The organism is Flammeovirga sp. EKP202 (assembly GCF_014534745.1).
In the GTDB taxonomy this organism is placed as follows: domain Bacteria; phylum Bacteroidota; class Bacteroidia; order Cytophagales; family Flammeovirgaceae; genus Flammeovirga.
In genome coordinates this window covers 78689-98939 of record NZ_JACVVP010000009.1, presented here as the reverse complement: position 1 = coordinate 98939, position 20251 = coordinate 78689, and the positions used below count along the sequence as shown (strand labels likewise).

Sequence of the window (20251 nt, the reverse complement as noted above, 5' to 3'; positions counted from 1 at the left end):
TTATAAACAATTCTGTAAAAAATATTTGTATTATCATTATCTTTAATCGTAGAAAAAGCATTTGTTATGGTTAATAAGCACCTGGACAATAATTAAACGGGATAAATGAATAGTTTAGAACGAAGTAAAAACGTTTTTGATTGACTACATCTTAAAATGTTTCTTCCTTAAATACCCCGAAAATAGTGATCCTAGTACGAACCACAAGATTATTTAAATAATGGACATTCAAGAACTCATTTTTTCAGTTATAGGCTTAGTTATTTACTGGTATTTATCAAATCTTGGAAAGAAAAAGAATGATAAAAATAAGAATAGAAATATCAATCAAGAAACTATCATTCCTCCAACCAATGAAGGAGGATTAGAGCAAACCGAAGAAACCAAAACTTACCAAAGAGAAGAAGTCAAAGCACCAAGTTCGTTTACCGACTTATTGAACATTCTATCTGATCCGGGAAAAATTCAATCCCGACAAAGAGATATCAACCCATTAGATCCTCAAAAATCGGAGGAAAGATTATTACGCGATCTTGATCAATACAGCCCAACCAATGTTGCTGAAGAGACCTATGAGTCTGGAATGGATCAATATTATGATGATCAAGATGATTATCAATGGCAAGATGACTTTTCAAATGCCGATCTTGACAAAGAGAAAATAGAAAAGGGCAAATCCATTACAAAAAGAAGAAAACCAAAAAAGAAGAAGAAAGTGGCCCAATTATTTAAGAGCCCTAATAGAATCAGAGATGCTTTTATTATGAATGAAATCTTAATGAAAAAGCACGAATAGGTATTAAGATAGAATATTAATAAAAGATTGGTAGCAAAAAGCCAATTCCACAAATCGAGATCGATTATTTTTTTAGAAATAAGGGTATGTTGTCTCTAATCTTCAAATATTAAAATACTTCAATTGTTATCATCTTTGATCCTCTGAATATTTGAACGGTTGCTTAATTTTTAAGGATAGTCCAAACATACCCTATGTAGGAGCTCAATACTACTTTTACACACTATGAAAAAAATATTGCTCAGTATGGTTGGAGGCCTTTCATCAGAATGGTCTCGAATAGCAGCACTTTTAACGTTAGGTTTTTTTACCGGTATTTTCATGGCAAGCTACAGTGTTGCCATCAATACCTTATTCATATCTAAGTTTGGAAACGAAGATGATTTCCCTTTAGCATTGGTTACTCAGGGTGTATTGGGTATCATTTTCACTATTCTTTTCTCCAGACTGCAAAATATCATAGGTTTCCGTACTCTTGTGTACTATACCTCATTTATCATTTTTGCAATTATTGGAAGTATCACCGGAGCTTTAATCCTTCTTGATGAAAATCAATGGGTCGTATTCTTTGGATTTGCAACTCTTGGACCCATTGCATCCATTTCCTTACTGATTTTTTGGGGAGCTTTTGGACGTCTTTTTAACTTTTCTCAAAGTAAACGTCTGTCAGGTGGCATTGATACAGGTCAAGCTGTAGCAACTATTTTAGCCTTTTTCTCTGTTCCTATCATTCAAAGCTTACTTCCCTCCTTTTCTTATTTATCACTTGTAGGTGCAGTCTCCTATTTAGGATGCCTTGTCTCAACTATTTATATTTTAAGAAAGTTCAAAATGCATGCTGCTGAAGCATTGACAGTTGATGAACATAAAACGGAGCCTTATAAAAGGGTACGTCTACGTGATTATAAAAAGTACTTTTTAATTATTAGTACTTTTGTGATGTGCTCAAGTTTCTCTGCTGCCTTTGTAGATTATTCTTTTGTGACCGTCACGCCACAATACTTTTTAAAGGAACAAGAATTAGCCAACTTCCTTGCCTTCTTTGAAGCGTTCGTCATCATCGTCTCCTTCCTAGTACAAACTTTCCTGAATGATAAAATCTTAGAAGTTTATGGACTTCAATATTCATTAATGTTACTACCCGGAATATTGGTTTTCTTCGGTGTGATTGATTTAGTAATTGGAGGTTTATTTGGACATAGTAAAGAATCAGGTGTCTTTCTCATGTTTTTCCTTATTATTTCAATGTCAAAACTCGTGACAGATGCATTGAGGGATTCTTTAGAAAGTCCCACTGTCAAGATATTCTTCTTCCCTCTTCCTACGGAAATTAGATATGAAGCACAAACCTTAGTAGAAGGAACTGTAGCTCAAATGTCAACCTTAGGTGCAGGTATACTGATGATCATTATCTCAAGAATGGGAGGCTACAATATTTTGTACAATAACTTCGTCATTTTTGCTATTGTGGGGCTTTGGGTATTCATTACCTTTAAAATGTACGCCCAATATCGTATTTCCCTTCAAAACTTACTGGCTGCAAACTCCACTGAGAATGATTATTTAGATGAACAAGGAAAAAGATTCCAAAACAATAAAATTCAAAACTTATTACAGACTAGATGGAACTCTGTTTCAACAAAACTATCTCCTCTTCTCTTTAAATTAATTGAGCGCCTTGATATTTTTCTTTTCCGTTCAATTTTATCAGAGAAAGGAAATCTTTTGAGGTTCGTAAATAAGAGAATTGCTTTAAGTAAAATTAAGGAATATCGAATTTATGAAAGTACTGATGCTCTACACGAGTTTGTTCATGGAACTTTTGATGATGATGAATTAATTGAAGTCGCTGAATCATTAGCTACCGAATTAAAAGCAGAAGTACTTCTTGAAAGTGACATTGATAATATCATCGAATTGGCGAAGTCTCCTGATCCTAAAAAGAGAATGAAGGCTTCTCGACTAATTTTCAATTGTTATGATGAAAAATTGGAGAATACAGTTTCTAAACTCATCAGGGATTACAATTATGATGTGAGAGTGGAAGCTATGTCGTTGGTGGGTTATCATAAAATCGCAAGCCTTATTCCTGTACTAGTTGAGCGTTTATCCATTAAAGGTGATGAAAGAGTTGCCTTATCTGCAATTATTGCAGTGGGTAAAGAAGGTGCAAAAATATTAGAAAATGCCTTTCACAAAAATGGACAAATTCAACAAACGAAACGACTAATTCTTCAAGCATATGCTAAAATTGGCAGTGAGGAATCTGTTCAACTTTTATCGGAAAAAATTACTTCTCCAGAAAGACGTATATCCTACGAGGCCCTTTCTTTATTAAGTGCTTTAGGATGGAACGCTGAGGATGAATATCAAATTTTATTCTTAAAAGAGGCGTTAAAACGAGAAGCGAACAACTGTTATTGGAATATAGCTGTCTCATTAGAACTGGAAGACAACAAAGAAAATGTATTAGTACAAAGAGCTATTCAATCTGAAATTATCAGCAATTATAATCAGATGTTCCTCTTGTTAGATATGCTTTACGATAGAGGTTCATTAAAACTAATTCGTAGAAACTACGAATTGGGTACTGCTGATAGTATTGGTTATGCTGTTGAACTTCTTGATGTTTTAATTGATGAAGATATCAAAAGCTATGTACTTCCGTTGTTTGAAGATGTTTCTGCTGAGGAAAGAGTTAAAAAGCTTCAAGATTTGTATTACAGAGAAGCTTATACAAGTGATTATGCTTTAGTCAGACTTGCAACTAGAGATCCAAACTGGCTTTCTTCTTGGGTGAGAGCTACGGCTTTATATGCATTAGCACATAAACCTAGAATTTGTAATCCGAATATGTTGGTTGGATTCCTTTTCGATACGAATAAATTAATTTCTGAATTATCAGCCTGGATCTTAAAAGTGAACTTCCCTGATGTTTTAGAGGAATCTTTCCATCGATTAGAACATAAGGTAGAATCAGACTTAAGGGAACTTGTAAGAGATGTAGATAGCTTAGATTGGAAGACCACCCCTAAATTCACTTTTTCAAAAGCTTTATTTTTCTCGAATATCACTGAATTCCATAACCTTTCCGGTGACGAACTTTCTGACTTAGCAGAGATTTCTAACTTAAGGTTTATTGAAAAGGGCAAAACAATTGTCAGTGCTGAAAAACTAAAAGAGGAAGGCCTTTATGTTGTAAAAGAAGGAGAAATTGCCATTGGAAATGGGGATGCTCATACCTTATTGTATAAGAGAGGAACAATGATTGGAACTTATATTTCAACCAAAGCAGATGCTTGGATTGGAAATATGTATACCCTCACCGATAGTTATGTGTATGAGATTGATGAGAAATCATTCTTCTTACTATTAGCGACCGATATGCATATGGTAGAAATTATCATGGACAATGTTAGAAGAGCTTTCCGTACATCTATCAACCTACAAAAAGTCGCTTTAGAATAAGTGAGAGCTGATCAAATAAGCTTAAAAACAAAAAGGCTGACTCACGATTTAATGTTGAGTCAGCCTTTTATCTATTAAAATCAGTATGTATTAATACTGCGTGTTTCTACCAGAAGCTGTAATTAATCCTTTCAACTTAGAATTGAAAGCACTTTGTTTTACAAGCTCTTCACAAGAGAAGTGCATTCTGTATCTCCAATAGTGATGTTTAATTGCAGGCACGTTAATACGCTCATCTTCTGGGTTTTCTCTTCTTAATTCGCCATCAATAGCCAAAAGATCTTGTAATGGGAAGATCGTCCACATTGAATCAGCATATAAGTGTTGCACCAAAATTTGCTCTGCAATCCAAGGCTCACAATGCTCAGGAGCTTCACCCCAATTCCCTAGAATTTCGTTATAGAATCTTTGAGTATCACCTCTATCTTCTGTCCACCAACCTCTTACAGTTGACATATCATGTGAAGATGGAGAAGCTACTGATTCGTAAGGATAATTACCAGGATGACCAAAGGAAATAGTAGGATCTTTTGGCATTCTTTGAATTTCTAAGCTTAAAATCTCAAGCTCAGTCATTACACCAGGAACACAATCAGGTACCATACCTAAGTCCTCACCACAAATCAACATATTTGTTGCTTCTTTAATGGCTGGTAATTTCTCCATTGCTTGCGAAGCCCAAAGGTCTTCTTGACGTTTGAAGAAATAATCTACATATAAATCCCAGAAAGTATGCTTTTGATACCCTTCTAACTCATTAAATGTTCTAGACTTATCCATTGTTACACGAGGAGCATAGTGCATTCCATCATCATAACCTAATGCAGGAATCAATAATACCTCATTGTGTAAACTGTATAAGTTATCTCTTACAGCATCTAATCTCGCTTGATCTGCCTCATCAGAAGCTTTAAGATCATTAAAGTAAGCTTGAATTTTTACTTGAGAATCATACTCTTCTTTGAAGTCATAAGCTCCACTGTATTTTTCTTTTAAGAATTCTCCCTTCACCCAATCTGTATCAGCTCCAAACATTTCACCTAAGAAATGCTCACGAATATACGGCTTACAGAAACGATCAAAGTCAAACCTTACACCTCTACTTTCAAACTCATTGATGTGTAAAGGAAGAGCTGGTCTGAACTGACCTAAAAGACCTTGTACAGAGTCAATTGGAATCTCCCAAATACGGAAGAAACCTAAAATATGGTCAATTCTGAAAGTTTGGAAATACTGCGACAAGTGTGTCATTCTACTTGTCCACCATGCATAACCATCTTTCTTCATTGTATCCCAGTCATATGTAGGGAATCCCCAGTTTTGACCATTGACAGCAAAGTCATCAGGTGGTGCACCTGCTTGACCATTCATATTGTATAAATGCGGTGCCGTCCATGCATCAGCTGAGAATCTGTAGATTCCAATTGGAATATCACCTTTTAAGACAACACCTTTATCTTGAGCATACTCAGAAGCTTCTAGTAATTGTGCATGTAGATGATACTGTACGAATACATAGAAGTTTACGTCATCTTTTACTTTTGACTTAGCAGCAAATAACTTTGCAACTTCTTTCTCATCGTATTTTGCAAACTTCTCAAATTTTGAGAAATCTGGTGTCTTATATTTATCTCTTAAATAACAGAAAGCAGCATAAGGTAATAGCCACTCTTCTTGTTCTTTGATAAATGCTTTTACTTTTGCATCCTTAAAGAAGCTTGCTTTTTTCTCAGCCCAAATTTCCTTAAGGTAATCCATTTTAGCATTCATTACTGCCTCATAATCTACAGTATCTAATGCATTTAACTTTTTCTTAAGGTTAGCAAGTTTTGTCATCTTCTTTTTATCCTTCAAAGCTCCTACTGCTTCTAGGTTAATATAAAGAGGATGTAAGGCATATACTGATACTGAAGCATATGGATAAGAATCTACCCAAGTGTATGTAGCCATCGTATCATTAACAGGTAGGATTTGAACCAATCTCATCCCTGTTTCTTTTGACCAATCTACTAATCCTTTAATGTCCAAGAACTCTCCTACACCAAGACCTTGCTCAGATCTTAATGAGAATACAGGAAGGGCTACACCCATTCCTCTCCAAGCTCTTTTGTCATAAGAGAATCTATGATCAGCAAAACGAACGTAAGTTTGAGGATCATTTTCTTGAATATCAAAAACATGATCATACCCACCTTCTAATTCCACATGATTAGCATCTTTAGTTGATACTAATACATATTTATATTTTAGTTTGTGATGATTCTTTTTTAGAGGAGTAGTTACTGTCCAAAGGTTACGCTCTTTGTCATAATTCATTGGAAGTGCATCATTGATATCCCAATTTCCCAACTCATCTACAGATCCAACTACTTTTGCCACCATGTCCTTGTTAATACGAGGTACATTCACTTCAAAAGTATACTTTGCATCTTTAGTTGATTTTTTGGCTGCTTTTTTCTTTGGAGCAGACGTTTGGAAAATCACATCAAAAGCTGCAGTATCATAAGCATTTTCTGTCTCATGATAAGGGTTCCATGCATCTTGTAAGATGTAGTTTTTATACAAAGTTTTGTCTAGTTCCACTTTCCTTGGAGCTCCATCCTCTTTGTACACAATGCCATTTGACTTATCAACCAAAAGGTAGTTGTAAGTAAAACTTTTGGCTTTAGTTTTTGACAGATCAACTTCTGCAAACCAAACCCCACCCCCTAAATATGACATTTCTAGGGCCTCATCTTTTTTGTTTTTCCCCAAACTTGGTAAAGAACCAACAATCAGTAATTGCTGACCAAATTGAGTATCATAATGTATTTTAAAGGTCGCTTTCATTAAAGAACGATTTAATAGAATTTCCAGTTTAAATGGTTTTCAACACCACTTTGCTTAGCTAAATTACTATAATGTTATTCGTATTAAAAAGGGTTTATCATACATTTTTAAGTTTTTTTTTTCGCAACGGTTTGCGTTACGGGGTGCATGATTAAAATCATCAAATTTATTCTTCTAATGATCCTCTTTCCTTTAATTTTATGTTTTTTAAAAGACGTTGATGAGGTTGATGTCTTTTCGTTTTTCTTGTTTCAGCTCGACCCAATAGCTTCCTTTTTCTAAAATTTCAGACAAATAAAAGCTCTGTATAACACGTTCGCCTTTAGGTGTTTGAATATTGGTATTATAGACCGAATAACCTTCTTTGTCATAAATACTAAACTGAATTTTTGTAGTTGTGTCGACCGCTTCCAACTGCAGTTTAATTGGATTATTTTTATTTTCACTCGTATACAATAAAACCTCTAAATAAGATTCCATTGATAGATTTAAAGTGGAAACTACTTCTGTAAACCCGTCTTTTTCTACTTTTATTATTCTATAATATTTTGATGGGTAATGGTCTAAAAATCGAATTGCCACATTAGAATTGACACTATTTGCGGTTTCAAGTTCGGTTTTTTTAAACCAATCTTCGTTGTCATCAGACCCTTGAATAAAAAGTTTTCCGTCATCGACGGTAAAAGAATTTTGAAAAGTAAGCATTACTTCTTTTCCACTTACACTTCCTTTCAAATTTTGATCTGAAGAGACATTTTCATAAGTAGATTGATCTGGTTGTTGAGCGAAAATTGTACTAATAAAAAATAGGTTTATTAGTAGATAAGCTATTGGTTTCATGGAATTTAAATATAGTTCTTAGGCAAATGTTGTTTTTCTCTATATTAAAAACCAATTTTTTCTCTTAATAGTTTATAATTGAACTCTAATAATAAAAAATATTAATATTTCTCCATGTCTTTTAGCATTTTTAGTATTCTTTCTGCTTTAATGTCTTCATTTCTAGTATTATAGATCCAATTGACATATTCCTTCTTTTTTTCATCAGATAATCCGTTAAAATTCTCCTGCACAATGTTAGACTCCAACTCTAAGCAAGATTTAATTTCTTCAGGTACAACTATGCTTGCTTCATCAAGATAAAGTCTGATTGAGACTTCATCACCTTCCTCTTTTTTTATTTTTTTTCGGATTTGAGCTTTCACCGGCAGGAAAACATTTCCATTCCCCATTGGCATGAGTTTATAACTTTTCAATTCATATTCGTCAATAAAGCCATTTACCCTAACCCAACCAAAAGGGTTGTTTTTATCCATCGGAATAGTGGGCAGTTCTGCATATGTCCAACCTCCTTTCCCCGAAAACTTTTGTAGTTGATATTTCCCTTCTACAAGTAATTTCATTTTGTACTTAATTAATAGTAATAATTAAAGCCATAAACCTGAATTTCCTCTTTATTGATATCCAATTCCTCGTTTCTGACAAAACCCATTTTCTCATACATAGACCAAGCTAATTTCATAGGTTTAGTGGAATGTATGATTAAACGTTCTCGTTTTAAAACCCTGCCTTTTTCCAAACAATATTCAACTAACTTTTTTCCTACCCCTTTTCCTTGATGCTGATGATCAACGGCTAAAAGCCTAAAGCCACAAGCATTCAGTACAGCAGTAGCAACACCTTCTGAACCGTAGTCTGACATTTCTTTTATAAAAACAACAGCCCCGGCAATCTGATTATCTTCTAAAGCAACATGAATTGAAACGTGTTCTTTTTCCGTCAGGTCCCCTACATTTAAAAGCATCTCATAGTATTCTGGCATTTCTTCTTGTTGAGGAAAACCTTCTAGGGATGAATAAACCTGCACCATCATTTCTCCAATCTGAGGGTACTCACTTTGGTAGGCTTCTCTAATTACAATTTGATTCATTATTGATTGGTCAATCTTTTCGTTGGAAGTGACAACAAAGCTTTTCTTGATTTAAATTCCTGACCTTCTACATAGATGCTTCCTGATGTTTTTAAGGCTAAGTCAACATAATCCTTCAACACAATTGGTAAGCCTTTAGAATTCAAATCAGCTCTGTTCAAGATTATTTCAATGGGGTGCTTGACTTGGGAAATCAAAGAAAGATCTCGTATAACGGAATTATTATCTGCTACTAAAATAAATGTGTTGCCATCTTTAAACTCGTTTTGAGCATTAATGATTGCTTCAATATCGTTTTCAGGTAGATCTCCTCCATCTCCATTGTTTTTTACTTTGGTCATCAAATTAAAAACAGGAATTACTCTACTATCTCTTATTGTATAAATACCACCTGTTTTACCGATGCTTTTTTGTGAGGTAATTTTAGTATCTCCATCATTGAAGAAAACAAAACCAATCACCTGATCTTGTGCTCTTTCTTTGATCAACCACGACAATAAATCAATAGTATAAGGATACATACTACCAGTCCAATCACTGACAATAACGGCTTTATTCCAATTATCTCTATTCTTTTCAAAGACTTCTGAGGTGATATGAATAAGTTCATCTTCCACCTTTAGCTTTTTCTTAACAAGGTGTTCGAACTTCTTATCAATATTCTTTTTACGAATGACTTCTTGTTCTGGCAATAAAGGTTTTCGTGGACGTAAACTATAATAAGCTACAATTCCATGAAACATAGCCTCAAAGTCTGCTTTGGTTTCTCCTTTGGTCTGACGTATAATTCTCCAACGAATAATAGGATCATCAATAGATCCATCAAACCAATGGGTAAACTGTTCTATTCTGTTGGTATTAAGTTTTGAAAAGTCAAAGTTTTTGGGATGATCTGTATATACTAATTGAACAGAATCAATCTGTAAGCGGCTAATTTCTTTGGCTTCGGGCAATTCATTGATTTCGAATTGACCATAATCCATGGGAAGGGTAAAAAAATGTTTTGTAGAATCAAAAAAGACTTGATCTACATCACGATAAGAGGCACGAAAATACAGTTGATGGGCAGACTGTGCCCACCCATCAACGGTAAAAAATAATATAAAAACTATCAGCCATTGGCTATTTCGTCTAATTCCATCCATCGCATCATCTTATCGTCAGCTTCTTCCATCACCACACCGAGTCTTTCAGAAATCTCTCTGATTTCATCAACGTCAGTGACTGAACCATCTGATAATTTACTTTCTAAATTTTCCTTTTCCTCTTCAAGTACTTCAATTTCTTTTTCTAAGGCTTCGTATTCCTGTTTTTCTTTGAAAGAAAGCTTTTTAGTGGTTGTTTTTGGACGTTCTTTCTTTTCTTGCTGTAGCTTTTTCTCTTTTTCTTCACGAGCAGCAATCTTTTTCAAACGCTCCTGTTCATCCATGTAAGCTCTGTATTCAGAATACTTGCCATTGAAATCTTTGATCACTCCATTGCCTTCAAAAACAAATAAATGATCGACCAATTTATCCATAAAGTACCTGTCGTGTGTTACAACAATAACACATCCTTGGAACTCTTCCAAAAAGTCTTCCAAAACGCTTAAAGTAGGGATATCCAAGTCATTGGTAGGCTCGTCAAGTATTAAAAAATTAGGATTTCGTAATAAAACAGTACACAAATACAATCTTTTACGCTCTCCTCCACTCAATGTAGAGATGTACGAATGTTGTTTTTCTGGAGTGAAAAGGAATCGATTCAATAATTGAAGAGGTGTCAGTGTAGCACCATCTGACATTGCGTGATTTTCAGTAATATCACGAACGACATCAATTACTTTGATATCTTCAGCAAAAGAAAGACCCTTTTGAGTATAATATCCATAAACAATCGTTTCACCTTTTGTAATTGTCCCGGAATCGATCGACTCGCTTCCCGTTAACATATTTAGGAAAGTAGACTTTCCGACACCATTTTTACCAACGATACCGACACGTTCCTTACGCTTGAAGACATAAGAGAAATCATCTACGATTTTCTTATCACCAAAAGCTTTGTTAACCCCTTCAAACTCTAGGATTTTCTTTCCTAAACGAGACATGTTTACAGCTATTTCAGCTTTCTCTTCCGTCTTTCCACTCTTTGCTGTTTTCTTCAAATCATGGAAAGCATCCATTCTGAATTTCTGCTTTGTACCTCTTGCTTTTGGCATTCTTCTTACCCAATCGAGTTCTTTACGCATTAAGTTCTTCGCCTTATCTACTGTTGCCGCGTGATTGGCTTCTCTTTCTGCTTTCTTCTCGATATAGTAAGAATAATTTCCTTTATGATTATAGATTACACCGTCTTCTAATTCTAAGATTTCATTACAAATACGGTCTAAGAAATATCTATCGTGCGTTACTAGAAGAATCGACAATTTTGCTCTTGTCAAATACTCTTCCAGCCATTCGATCATATCTAAGTCAAGGTGGTTGGTAGGCTCATCAAGAATCAATAAACCAGGCTCTTCAATTAAGATTTTACTTAATGCCACCCTCTTTTGTTGACCACCCGAAAGTGATTTCATTGGAGCAGATAAATCTTCAATTTTAAAAGCTGTAAGAATTTGCTTCACTCTCGCTTCCGCATCCCACGCTTTCAATTCTTCCATTTTCTGTGTCGCCTTATCCAATTGCTTTAAAGTAGCATCTGAATAATCTGCACCACTGTCTGCTAATGCTTTTTCGTACTCACGAACTGCCGTAATAATTGGCGAATCACTTGAAAGTACATAATCCAAAACGGATTGCTCTGGATCAAATTGAGGTTCTTGTTCTAATAAACCAACGGTAATATCTTTATTGATAGCTATCGTCCCACTATCCAAGGACTGATTCCCAACAATAGCATTCAGTAAAGTGGACTTACCTCCACCGTTTTTTGCTACTAATGCTACTTTTTGTCCTTTTTGAATCCCAAAGCTTATATTTTCATAGAGAGGTTTTTCTCCCCAATATTTAGTTGCACTATCAACTGATATTAAATTCATCTTTCTCTGCTAATTTTTTTTCGCAAATTAGTAAAAAACGGTTAATCTAAATAATTGGTTGATGAGGTTCTTATAAGAAAAAGGTATTAGTTACTTAAACAAGAAATTATTTCATTCTTATCAATCGCTTACCGTTTTCATCACTAAATGGTCTTAATACATATACTCTATTGTATTTTGTCTCAAAATCATCTATATCGAGTTTATCGAAACAACCAATGTTTATACTATGTTTTTCATTGAAGAGTAACCAGTATTCATCACATTCTTCATATCCTTCTATCTTCGAATCTTTAACTTTTAAGGAATCCTTAAAGAATGATTTCTCAGAAGATAAGTTTGGTTGTACTCCTCCTCCTCCTTGGCTTAAATAACTTTTATGTTGCTTCTTTAATGGATAAAAGTGTATGGCCTTTATTTCTTTAGGTAGTTGAGGTGTTTCGGCATTAAGAGGATGTATATATTCAATCCTCATTGGTTGATGAGCTTTAAAAAGCTCTAATTCAATAATATATTTCATACATCTTTTGACCTCTTCAAGAACTTTTCTTTCATTGTTCTTTGTAATTAAATGGGTATTACAAAACCTAAGAGAAAAAGAATGATTCTGTTCCAAATCGAATGATAAATAATACTCAAATGCTTTTGTCGAAAACTTTGTTCTAAAAGCATCAATTTCAGAAACAGGTTTACCATTAAATTCTCTGTAAAGTTCTGTAATCTCTATTCCAACTTTTTTGCCTTGATATTTAACTACCCTATCTGGTTTATCCTCTAAAGTTCGCTCTATTAAAGTTAGATCATCTTCAAACAATGAAATGAAAGATTCAATTACTTTTTCTTCTTGGTCTACTTGATTTTTCATGATTCTACAAAATCTCAAACTCTATCCTCCTGTTCTCTTTTCTCCCTAACTCTGTATTGTTATCAGCTATAGGTTTCTTTTCCCCATACCCCACTGCTTTCAACCTGCTTGAGTCAATACCCCTTTGAATTAGATAGTTTGTAACCGCTTCAGCTCTTTTTTGCGACAGATCCAAATTATATTGGTTGGTACCAATGTCATCTGTATGTCCAGAGATTTCCACACTTAAGCTTGGGTTTAAAATCAAAAAGTCTTTGATCTTATTCAATTCCACATCACTTTTCTTTTGCAATACATATTCATTAGAATTAAAAAAGATATTGCTCAGTGTGATGTTCGTTCCATGATCTACTCTTTGGAGAAAAATATCTAAAGTGACACCTTCCACACCTGCATTATGCATATCAAAAGTTAAACTTTGAAACAAATATCCTGGTTTTGATACATGTAATGCGTATTCTTCATTTTGGTTTAAAACGATAAGGTATTTACCTGTTTCTCCATCTGACAACACCTTTGATTCTGTTTCTACTTTGTCTAAAAGCTTTAATTCTAACTGAGCCTTGATGGGTGTTTTAGTGATCGCATCATAAACGACACCTTTTAAATAAGTACTTAAAGATTGAGGAATAATTTCTTCAGGAAGATCAAAGGATACAATCTTACTGGTTCTTTTATTGCCTTCAATATGTTCTTTAGAAAAGTATCCCTTTTTGCCATCGGCAGAAACTACTAATGAAACTTGGTCTGCATGATCATTGATGGGATAACCTAAATTTTTTGGAGTAGTCCAATTCGGTCCATCTTTTTCTGATTTAAAAAGGTCCAAGCCTCCAAAACCTAAATGTCCTTCTGAAGAAAAATAGAGGGTATGTCCATTAGAATGAATATAAGGTGAGATGTCATCGTCATAAGTATTGATAGTTTCTCCTAAATTCTCGGCTGGTGTCCATTCATTGTAAGCATTCAGGTGAGAAACCCATATATCTTTTTTACCATACCCTCCTTTTCGGTCAGATACGAAATAAAGCGTTCTTCCATCCGCTGACAAGGAAGGTTGCGACTCCCAATCTCGTGAATTAATACTGGGTCCTAAGTTTTGCGGTTTAGACCATCGATCACCTACTTTTTGAGTAATAAATAAATCACAACTCCCATAACCCATTCTTTCCCTTGTAGATTCACAAGAAGTGAAAATCATAATGGTCCCATCCGCAGAGATAGAACAAGTTCCTTCATTAAAAGGTGTATTTAACTCTTCGACCTTTTGGGGAGCTGACCATTCTTCATTAAAAAAGCTTGACTTAAATATGTCCTCATTTTCTCTTTCATTGCGAGCTGTAAAGTAAAGTTCTTTTCCATCAGCAGTAATTGCTGGAAAATATTGTTGATCTTTCACATTGACCTGATCACCAATATTTTCATAAGAGTAAGGCAATACAATATGTATGTGCTGTAATGCATAATTCGATGACGCCAAAATTTTATTGGCCCTCTTTACTTCTCTATACTGCCTTCTAGTTGGATTAAAAGCTAAAAAAGATTCAGCATATCCAATTGCTTTCTCATAGTTTCCCAAAGACCATTCATATTCCGCTAAAGATAAGTGAGCTAACATGAACTTTGCATTCTTACTACAGCATTCCATCAACTCTCTATACAGTTGCCTGGCACTTTCATAGTCCTTTTCAAGGATATTTAAATAGGCTAATAAATAGTAACTATCGCCATTGGTATTATCCTCTGCAATAGATTTTTCGAGGTAAACTTTGGCTTCACCAAAATTTCTTTCAGCCACTGCCTTTTCTCCTTTTTGAAAAAGTTTCACTGATTTTGACGATTGTCCAAAAACAGTCGAAGACAAAACAAGAAGCAATTGAATAAGTACTAAGCTTTTTTTCATTGAATCTAAGTAAATAACTTTTCTGCCATTTCGGCTACTGTTCCAACAGGAACCACTTTCATTTTATACTTTTTGAGATCGAGGCCTTTCACATTGTATTTCGAAATATACATTTCTTTAAACCCTAACTTCTCTGCCTCTACTATTCTATTTTCAATTCTTGACACCGCTCTCACTTCACCACCTAAACCAACTTCTGCTGCTAAACATGTAGTAGATTCAATAGATATATCTTCAAAGGAAGAAATTAAAGATGCAACTACTGCTAAATCAATAGCCGGATCTTCTACTCTTAATCCACCTGCAACATTTAGAAAAACATCGGAAAAATTAAGTTTATAACCACTTCTTTTTTCTAAAACAGCCAGAAGCATATTTAACCTTTTAGAGTCATATCCTGTAGGACTTCTTTGAGGATTACCGTAGACAGATGGCGTAACCAATGACTGAATTTCTACTAACAACGGTCTATTACCTTCCATAACTGTACCAATTGCCACTCCACTCAATCCGTCATCTCTTTGAGAAAGCAATATTTCTGAAGGATTACTCACTTCTCTTAAACCACTTGCAATCATCTCATAGATTCCTAATTCTGAAGTAGAGCCAAATCTATTTTTAATTGTCCTTAGAATACGGTAACTCATGTGTCGATCCCCTTCAAATTGCAAAACAGTATCTACCATATGTTCCAATACTTTAGGTCCTGCCAAACTTCCTTCTTTCGTAATGTGACCAATCATCAATACTGGCGTCCCCGTATCTTTTGCAAAACGGATCATCTCAGCCGCACATTCTTTTACTTGAGAAACACTACCTGCTGCGGCTTCCAATAATGGTGAAACCAGCGTCTGGATGGAGTCAATGACTATTACGTCAGGCGTCATTTTCTCAACATGAGCGAATATCTTCGAAGTATCTGTTTCGGTCAACACATAGGTTTCTTCCGAAGAGAAAGGCAACCTCTCTGCTCGTTGTCTAATTTGTTGACCACTTTCTTCTCCTGATACATATAAAACTTGCTTATCTTTTAAAGATAGTGCAATCTGAAGCATCAAGGTTGATTTACCAATACCAGGTTCACCACCAATCATGACAGCTGATCCTTGAACAATACCTCCCCCTAATACTCTGTTTAATTCTTCATCTTGAGTAACAATACGACCTTCTTTTTCGTATTTCACCTCATTTATTTTTACGGGCTTTGATGTTTCCTGTTTAGAATTAACATACCCTCCACTTCTATCATTACTAGAAGTCATTTTCCAACTTCCCTTCTTTGGCGTTTCGTCTTGAATTACTTCCTCTACAAATGAATTCCATTCATTACACGACGGGCATTTCCCTTGCCATTTTGGTGATTCAAAACCACAATGTTGACAGAAATAGGCCGTCTTTACTTTCTTTGCCATCGTACTACTTAATTTTTCACTTTAATCCCTCCGAAGTTAATTATCAAAAAGGAATTATTAGAATTATTCTATTCTCAATATTCTTTTTTTTCAAAAAAAGAGAGCACTTTTGCGTTTATATTCATAAATGCGGTAACTTCGGTGAAGTTGACTTTTTGAATTCTATTTTTTTGAAATAATCTTACAGACGAATGCTTGAATTGGTTACCTATTCAGAAAATAGCCCATTACTTTTTACACAAGTCATTTTTTGGGTACTATTTGGAGCGATCATCATCACTTATCAGTTTATCTATAAAAATATAACCGCCAGGAACTTCTTGTTACTTTGTGCTAGTTTGTATTTTTATTATATGTCAAGTGGCTTCTATTTTGTCTTACTGATATTTTCAACAATAGTGGATTACTATATAGGCGATGCTATTTTCAATTCAACAAACCCATCCAAAAGAAAGAAATTAGTCTTCCTGAGTGCACTGATTAACCTCAGTTTGCTAGCCTATTTTAAATATACTTTCTTCTTTACTGAAGGCGTCAATGAATTATTTCATTTAGATTTAGAACAAGAAAATTACTTGGCTGTTTTCCTCAATTCAGTTTTTGGAACTGCTATGGACACTACCAATATTTTCCTTCCGATTGGAATTTCCTTTTATACTTTTCAGACCATTAGTTATTCTGTAGATATTTATCGTGGGGATATAAAACCTGTGGATTCAATTTGGGATTTTGCTCTTTTTGTAAGTTTCTTTCCTCAGCTTGTTGCAGGACCAATTGTTAGAGCATCAGAATTTATTCCTCAGATTTATACACCTTATAAAGTAAGAGAAACTGAATTTGGACATGCTTTATTTTTAATTGCAGGTGGGTTAATCAAAAAGATTTTAATCTCTGATTATATCTCCATTAACTTTGTAGATCGAATATTTGAATCGCCTTGGTCTTACTCAGGTTTTGAAAATTTGATGGCAGCCTATGGTTACGCTATTCAAATTTACTGTGACTTTTCTGGTTATACCGACATTGCTATTGGAGTTGCAGTATTACTTGGTTTTAAGCTTCCGCTAAATTTCAACTCTCCTTATAAAGCAACTGATATTACTGACTTTTGGAGAAGATGGCATATTTCCCTTTCGTCTTTCTTGAGAGATTACCTTTATATTCCATTAGGAGGAAATCGAAAAGGAAAAATAAGGACCTACATCAATTTGATTATTACTATGGTATTGGGAGGTTTGTGGCATGGTGCTCATTTCCGTTTTATTTATTGGGGTATTCTACATGGTGTCGGGCTTGCAGTTCATAAACTTTGGCGTGAAATCACAAAAAAAAGAATTCCAAATACTCCAATTACACAAGCTATTGGTGGCTTTGTGACATTTCATTTTGTGTGTTATGCGTGGATTTATTTTAGAGCTGAAGATATGCAACATGCCGAAAGTATGATCAATCAGATTTTAACAAACATCGATCTTTCAATTGCTTGGGAAGTAATTGTTGCCTACAAACAAGTATTTGGAGTGATGGTATTAGGTTTCTTTTTACATTGGATGCCTCAGACATGGAAAGATAAAATTGCAATTGAATTTATTGCTATGCCTGATTTTGCAAAGGCATCTTTCCTTTTCTTCATTGGTTTTATTCTTTTCCAAAGTCGATCTTCTGAGATCCAACCATTTATCTATTTCCAATTTTAAGATAATGATCTAACAGACCAATGAATGATTGTCTAAACAGCATAAAAACTTCAATTTATGATAAGTGCTCCCTTCTTCTCGACGAAATAAGTACTGAAATAGAAGGAAAAGAATACGATGCTTGTCGTTTCAAACTTAACAGTTATGAAATCACCTACAGGAAAGCGAAAGTCACTCCCAAAAAAGTAGGGCAATTTGTAACTTTTTGGAAAAGAGATGAAAAAGGAAATACTACTCCTTTCCATACGACAGATACAATAGACTTTTATATCATTACTGTACAATATGGAATGAGGCTTGGACAGTTTATTTTTCCCAAATCTACACTTATTGAAAAAGGAATAATGGGTTCTGACAAACAAGAAGGAAAAAGAGGATTTAGAGTTTATCCAATTTGGGATGTAGTAACAAGTAAACAAGCAATACAAACTCAAAAATGGCAACTCAATTATTTTTATGAGGTCACTTCATCTACTGATCTCGATAAAGTTTCTGAGTTATTCAAATTGAGTTGATTGAAATAATCAAATAAAAACGAACTACTAAAATACAATAAAATGTTTATCATCAATCTAACCTATAAAGCTGACTTAAAGCAGGTTGACCAATACCTTGAGCAACATATTGAATACCTCAATGAGCAATATAATTTAGGGCACTTTCTTGCTTCAGGCCGAAAAGTCCCAAGAACCGGTGGAGTAATTTTATCCAATATTGAGTCAAAAACTGAATTATTAGCCATCCTTGAAAAGGATCCTTTTCATCAGAATGAACTCGCTGATTATGATATCACTGAATTCGTCCCTAGCAAAACTTGTGATGAGTTGAAGTTTTTAATGAAGTCATAGGAGTATTTTTAATAAGTTTATCATGTATTAAGTGGTTGTTTCAGGTTTTGTCCACTTAGAGGATATGTATATTGCGAGTATCAGTCCTGTCATAATAACTGAAATAATCGCTTTTATTAGGATAGAAACCACTACAATTTTTATTGATAAATATAATGCTAGTAAGATCACTATCATTGTGAAAATTATTTCTTTCTTATTGAAAACAGACAAGGTGAATTGGGAGATAAAAAAGCTTACAAAACCATAAATAAAATAGCTGATAAAAGTAGTGACAGCTGCGCCCATAATTCCAAAAATAGGCAACAACGCTAAATTTGACATTACATTAAATACTGTAACTCCTACTGATAAATTGGACAGAAACTTCGTCTTTTCTTTATATTCAAGAATTGATGTGCAAAGCAAGAAATAAGGTCTATAATTCATTGACAATATGATAACAATCGCAATGTGATATACATCTTTTAAGCTTTCATTTCTTACCAAAATTTCAAAAATCTCTTTAGTCCAAATACTCACTGTAATTGTACTTAAAACAAAGATTATTGTAAGTTTTCGAATGATGTTCTGTATCTCATTAATTTTCCCTTTTTTATATAAATCAATAATGACCGGAACTACTGCAAAACCAACACCTTTACTCAGTTGAAAGACTCTATCTCCAATAGAATAGGATAAGTTGTACCGACCAATTGCGTGAATTGGAATATTCATAAATTCCATCAACACACGGTCAGAGTAATCCAAAATATAATTTGAAAAATGATGAGGCATTGTTGACATACCTAGCTTTAGCATTGTCTTTACTTTAGAAAAGGATCTAAAAACGGGATAAAGTCTTATTTTAATAAAAAGAGATATATAAGACAATCCCATTAAAATAGCTCCTACAGCATTGGCGTAAAACCATCCCATATACCCCAATTGAAGTTGTACAATAAGGTGATAATTCATGAATGCCACCAACAATCCAACTCCAATTGTCCTAAAAAATAATGCTTTAGGGTTCAGTTGTAACTGATGATAAATAGAACCTAAAAAAGTAAACGTTGAATTGAATAATATGGGTAATGCAGCTAAAGTCACAATGGTTAATTTATTATTTCCTGCATCTTCAGGAATCACCAAAAAAAGAACTATACTTTGAAATATGATAAAAGGAAAATTCCATACTATTAATACTCCAAGTACTTTTCTCCAAATCCAGATGTACGTTTGGGGGTGCTTGTAAAAGGCATTCATTACTATTATCGTTAACCCTAAGAACTGAAATAGCCCAATACCCATCATAAAAGCATTGACCACTCCATAAAGGCCGTAATCAAAAGCAGTAAGATGAGGTGTAATCAGAGGAAGTAAAAGCATGTTTACTACCCCTATAAACTGAGGTGCTATTCCATAGATAAAGGAATTAGAAAGTACTTTTTGAAGCATAGATTAATGTTGATCCTTTAGCAAATTAAATAGGAATAATAATTGTATTC

Annotated in this window: 15 protein-coding genes; 5 read left to right on the top strand and 10 right to left on the bottom strand. The window is 34.2% G+C overall.

The features are described from left to right. Positions 1 to 220: 220 nt before the first annotated feature. Entirely contained in the window at positions 221 to 796 is a 576-nt protein-coding gene (locus IC221_RS07735) for a hypothetical protein (RefSeq protein ID WP_188168408.1), read from the top strand. A 225-nt stretch (positions 797 to 1021) separates the two neighbouring features. Then, positions 1022 to 4264, top strand: coding sequence for a hypothetical protein (locus IC221_RS07730; RefSeq protein WP_188168407.1), 3243 nt, complete (start codon positions 1022 to 1024; stop codon positions 4262 to 4264). Between the two features lie 90 nt (positions 4265 to 4354). Here the strand turns inward: IC221_RS07730 and IC221_RS07725 are convergent, their stop codons facing one another. The 9 genes from IC221_RS07725 to radA form a co-directional block, all read right to left on the bottom strand. Beyond that, a complete protein-coding gene (locus tag IC221_RS07725) occupies positions 4355 to 7093 on the bottom strand; it encodes a 4-alpha-glucanotransferase (RefSeq protein ID WP_188168406.1) in 2739 nt (912 codons plus the stop codon). A gap of 207 nt (positions 7094 to 7300) precedes the next feature. Beyond that, positions 7301 to 7933 carry a hypothetical protein gene (locus tag IC221_RS07720; RefSeq protein ID WP_188168405.1) on the bottom strand — a complete coding sequence of 211 codons (633 nt, stop codon included), beginning with the start codon at positions 7931 to 7933 and terminating at the stop codon, positions 7301 to 7303. A gap of 101 nt (positions 7934 to 8034) precedes the next feature. Further along, complete coding sequence (locus IC221_RS07715) at positions 8035 to 8496, bottom strand: YdeI/OmpD-associated family protein (RefSeq protein ID WP_188168404.1); 462 nt, start codon at positions 8494 to 8496, stop codon at positions 8035 to 8037. A gap of 11 nt (positions 8497 to 8507) precedes the next feature. Further along, positions 8508 to 9023 carry a GNAT family N-acetyltransferase gene (locus tag IC221_RS07710; RefSeq protein ID WP_188168403.1) on the bottom strand — a complete coding sequence of 172 codons (516 nt, stop codon included), beginning with the start codon at positions 9021 to 9023 and terminating at the stop codon, positions 8508 to 8510. Beyond that, entirely contained in the window at positions 9023 to 10168 is a 1146-nt protein-coding gene (locus IC221_RS07705; protein WP_188168402.1) for a hypothetical protein, read from the bottom strand. The genes IC221_RS07710 and IC221_RS07705 overlap by 1 nt, the downstream gene beginning before the upstream one ends. Further along, the gene (locus IC221_RS07700) at positions 10135 to 12039 is read right to left on the bottom strand and encodes an ABC-F family ATP-binding cassette domain-containing protein (RefSeq protein WP_188168401.1); all 1905 of its coding nucleotides are present in this window, start codon (positions 12037 to 12039) and stop codon (positions 10135 to 10137) included. The genes IC221_RS07705 and IC221_RS07700 overlap by 34 nt, the downstream gene beginning before the upstream one ends. A gap of 106 nt (positions 12040 to 12145) precedes the next feature. Next, on the bottom strand, positions 12146 to 12904 hold the full coding sequence (locus tag IC221_RS07695; protein ID WP_188168400.1) for a hypothetical protein: 759 nt from the start codon (positions 12902 to 12904) through the stop codon (positions 12146 to 12148). Between the two features lie 4 nt (positions 12905 to 12908). Next, a complete protein-coding gene (locus IC221_RS07690; protein ID WP_188168399.1) occupies positions 12909 to 14807 on the bottom strand; it encodes an OmpA family protein in 1899 nt (632 codons plus the stop codon). A gap of 5 nt (positions 14808 to 14812) precedes the next feature. Further along, positions 14813 to 16219: a DNA repair protein RadA gene (gene radA / locus IC221_RS07685; protein ID WP_188168398.1), complete on the bottom strand. Its 1407-nt coding sequence runs from the start codon at positions 16217 to 16219 to the stop codon at positions 14813 to 14815. A gap of 191 nt (positions 16220 to 16410) precedes the next feature. Between radA and IC221_RS07680 the strand changes: the two genes are divergently transcribed. Genes IC221_RS07680 through IC221_RS07670 form a run of 3 tightly spaced genes read left to right on the top strand, consistent with a single transcriptional unit; the run spans position 16411 to position 18764 of the window. Continuing rightward, on the top strand, positions 16411 to 17916 hold the full coding sequence (locus IC221_RS07680; RefSeq protein WP_188168397.1) for an MBOAT family protein: 1506 nt from the start codon (positions 16411 to 16413) through the stop codon (positions 17914 to 17916). A gap of 20 nt (positions 17917 to 17936) precedes the next feature. Next, positions 17937 to 18431, top strand: coding sequence for a MepB family protein (locus IC221_RS07675; protein WP_188168396.1), 495 nt, complete (start codon positions 17937 to 17939; stop codon positions 18429 to 18431). 42 nt (positions 18432 to 18473) lie between these two features. Further along, complete coding sequence (locus tag IC221_RS07670; protein WP_188168395.1) at positions 18474 to 18764, top strand: YciI family protein; 291 nt, start codon at positions 18474 to 18476, stop codon at positions 18762 to 18764. A 27-nt stretch (positions 18765 to 18791) separates the two neighbouring features. Here IC221_RS07670 and IC221_RS07665 read toward each other — a convergent pair whose 3' ends face one another. After that, positions 18792 to 20201 carry a lipopolysaccharide biosynthesis protein gene (locus IC221_RS07665; protein WP_188168394.1) on the bottom strand — a complete coding sequence of 470 codons (1410 nt, stop codon included), beginning with the start codon at positions 20199 to 20201 and terminating at the stop codon, positions 18792 to 18794. Positions 20202 to 20251 lie beyond the last annotated feature (50 nt).

Bases quoted from the DNA above. Each gene is read 5' to 3' on its own strand.
- IC221_RS07700 (WP_188168401.1), bottom strand. From the start codon at position 12,039: ATGAATTTAATATCAGTTGATAGTGCAACTAAATATTGGGGAGAAAAA.
- IC221_RS07730 (WP_188168407.1), top strand. From the start codon at position 1,022: ATGAAAAAAATATTGCTCAGTATGGTTGGAGGCCTTTCATCAGAATGG.
- IC221_RS07705 (WP_188168402.1), bottom strand. From the start codon at position 10,168: ATGGATGGAATTAGACGAAATAGCCAATGGCTGATAGTTTTTATATTA.
- IC221_RS07690 (WP_188168399.1), bottom strand. From the start codon at position 14,807: ATGAAAAAAAGCTTAGTACTTATTCAATTGCTTCTTGTTTTGTCTTCG.
- IC221_RS07695 (WP_188168400.1), bottom strand. From the start codon at position 12,904: ATGAAAAATCAAGTAGACCAAGAAGAAAAAGTAATTGAATCTTTCATT.
- IC221_RS07670 (WP_188168395.1), top strand. From the start codon at position 18,474: ATGTTTATCATCAATCTAACCTATAAAGCTGACTTAAAGCAGGTTGAC.
- IC221_RS07680 (WP_188168397.1), top strand. From the start codon at position 16,411: ATGCTTGAATTGGTTACCTATTCAGAAAATAGCCCATTACTTTTTACA.
- IC221_RS07710 (WP_188168403.1), bottom strand. From the start codon at position 9,023: ATGAATCAAATTGTAATTAGAGAAGCCTACCAAAGTGAGTACCCTCAG.
- IC221_RS07720 (WP_188168405.1), bottom strand. From the start codon at position 7,933: ATGAAACCAATAGCTTATCTACTAATAAACCTATTTTTTATTAGTACA.
- IC221_RS07715 (WP_188168404.1), bottom strand. From the start codon at position 8,496: ATGAAATTACTTGTAGAAGGGAAATATCAACTACAAAAGTTTTCGGGG.
- radA (WP_188168398.1), bottom strand. From the start codon at position 16,219: ATGGCAAAGAAAGTAAAGACGGCCTATTTCTGTCAACATTGTGGTTTT.
- IC221_RS07725 (WP_188168406.1), bottom strand. From the start codon at position 7,093: ATGAAAGCGACCTTTAAAATACATTATGATACTCAATTTGGTCAGCAA.
- IC221_RS07735 (WP_188168408.1), top strand. From the start codon at position 221: ATGGACATTCAAGAACTCATTTTTTCAGTTATAGGCTTAGTTATTTAC.
- IC221_RS07675 (WP_188168396.1), top strand. From the start codon at position 17,937: ATGAATGATTGTCTAAACAGCATAAAAACTTCAATTTATGATAAGTGC.
- IC221_RS07665 (WP_188168394.1), bottom strand. From the start codon at position 20,201: ATGCTTCAAAAAGTACTTTCTAATTCCTTTATCTATGGAATAGCACCT.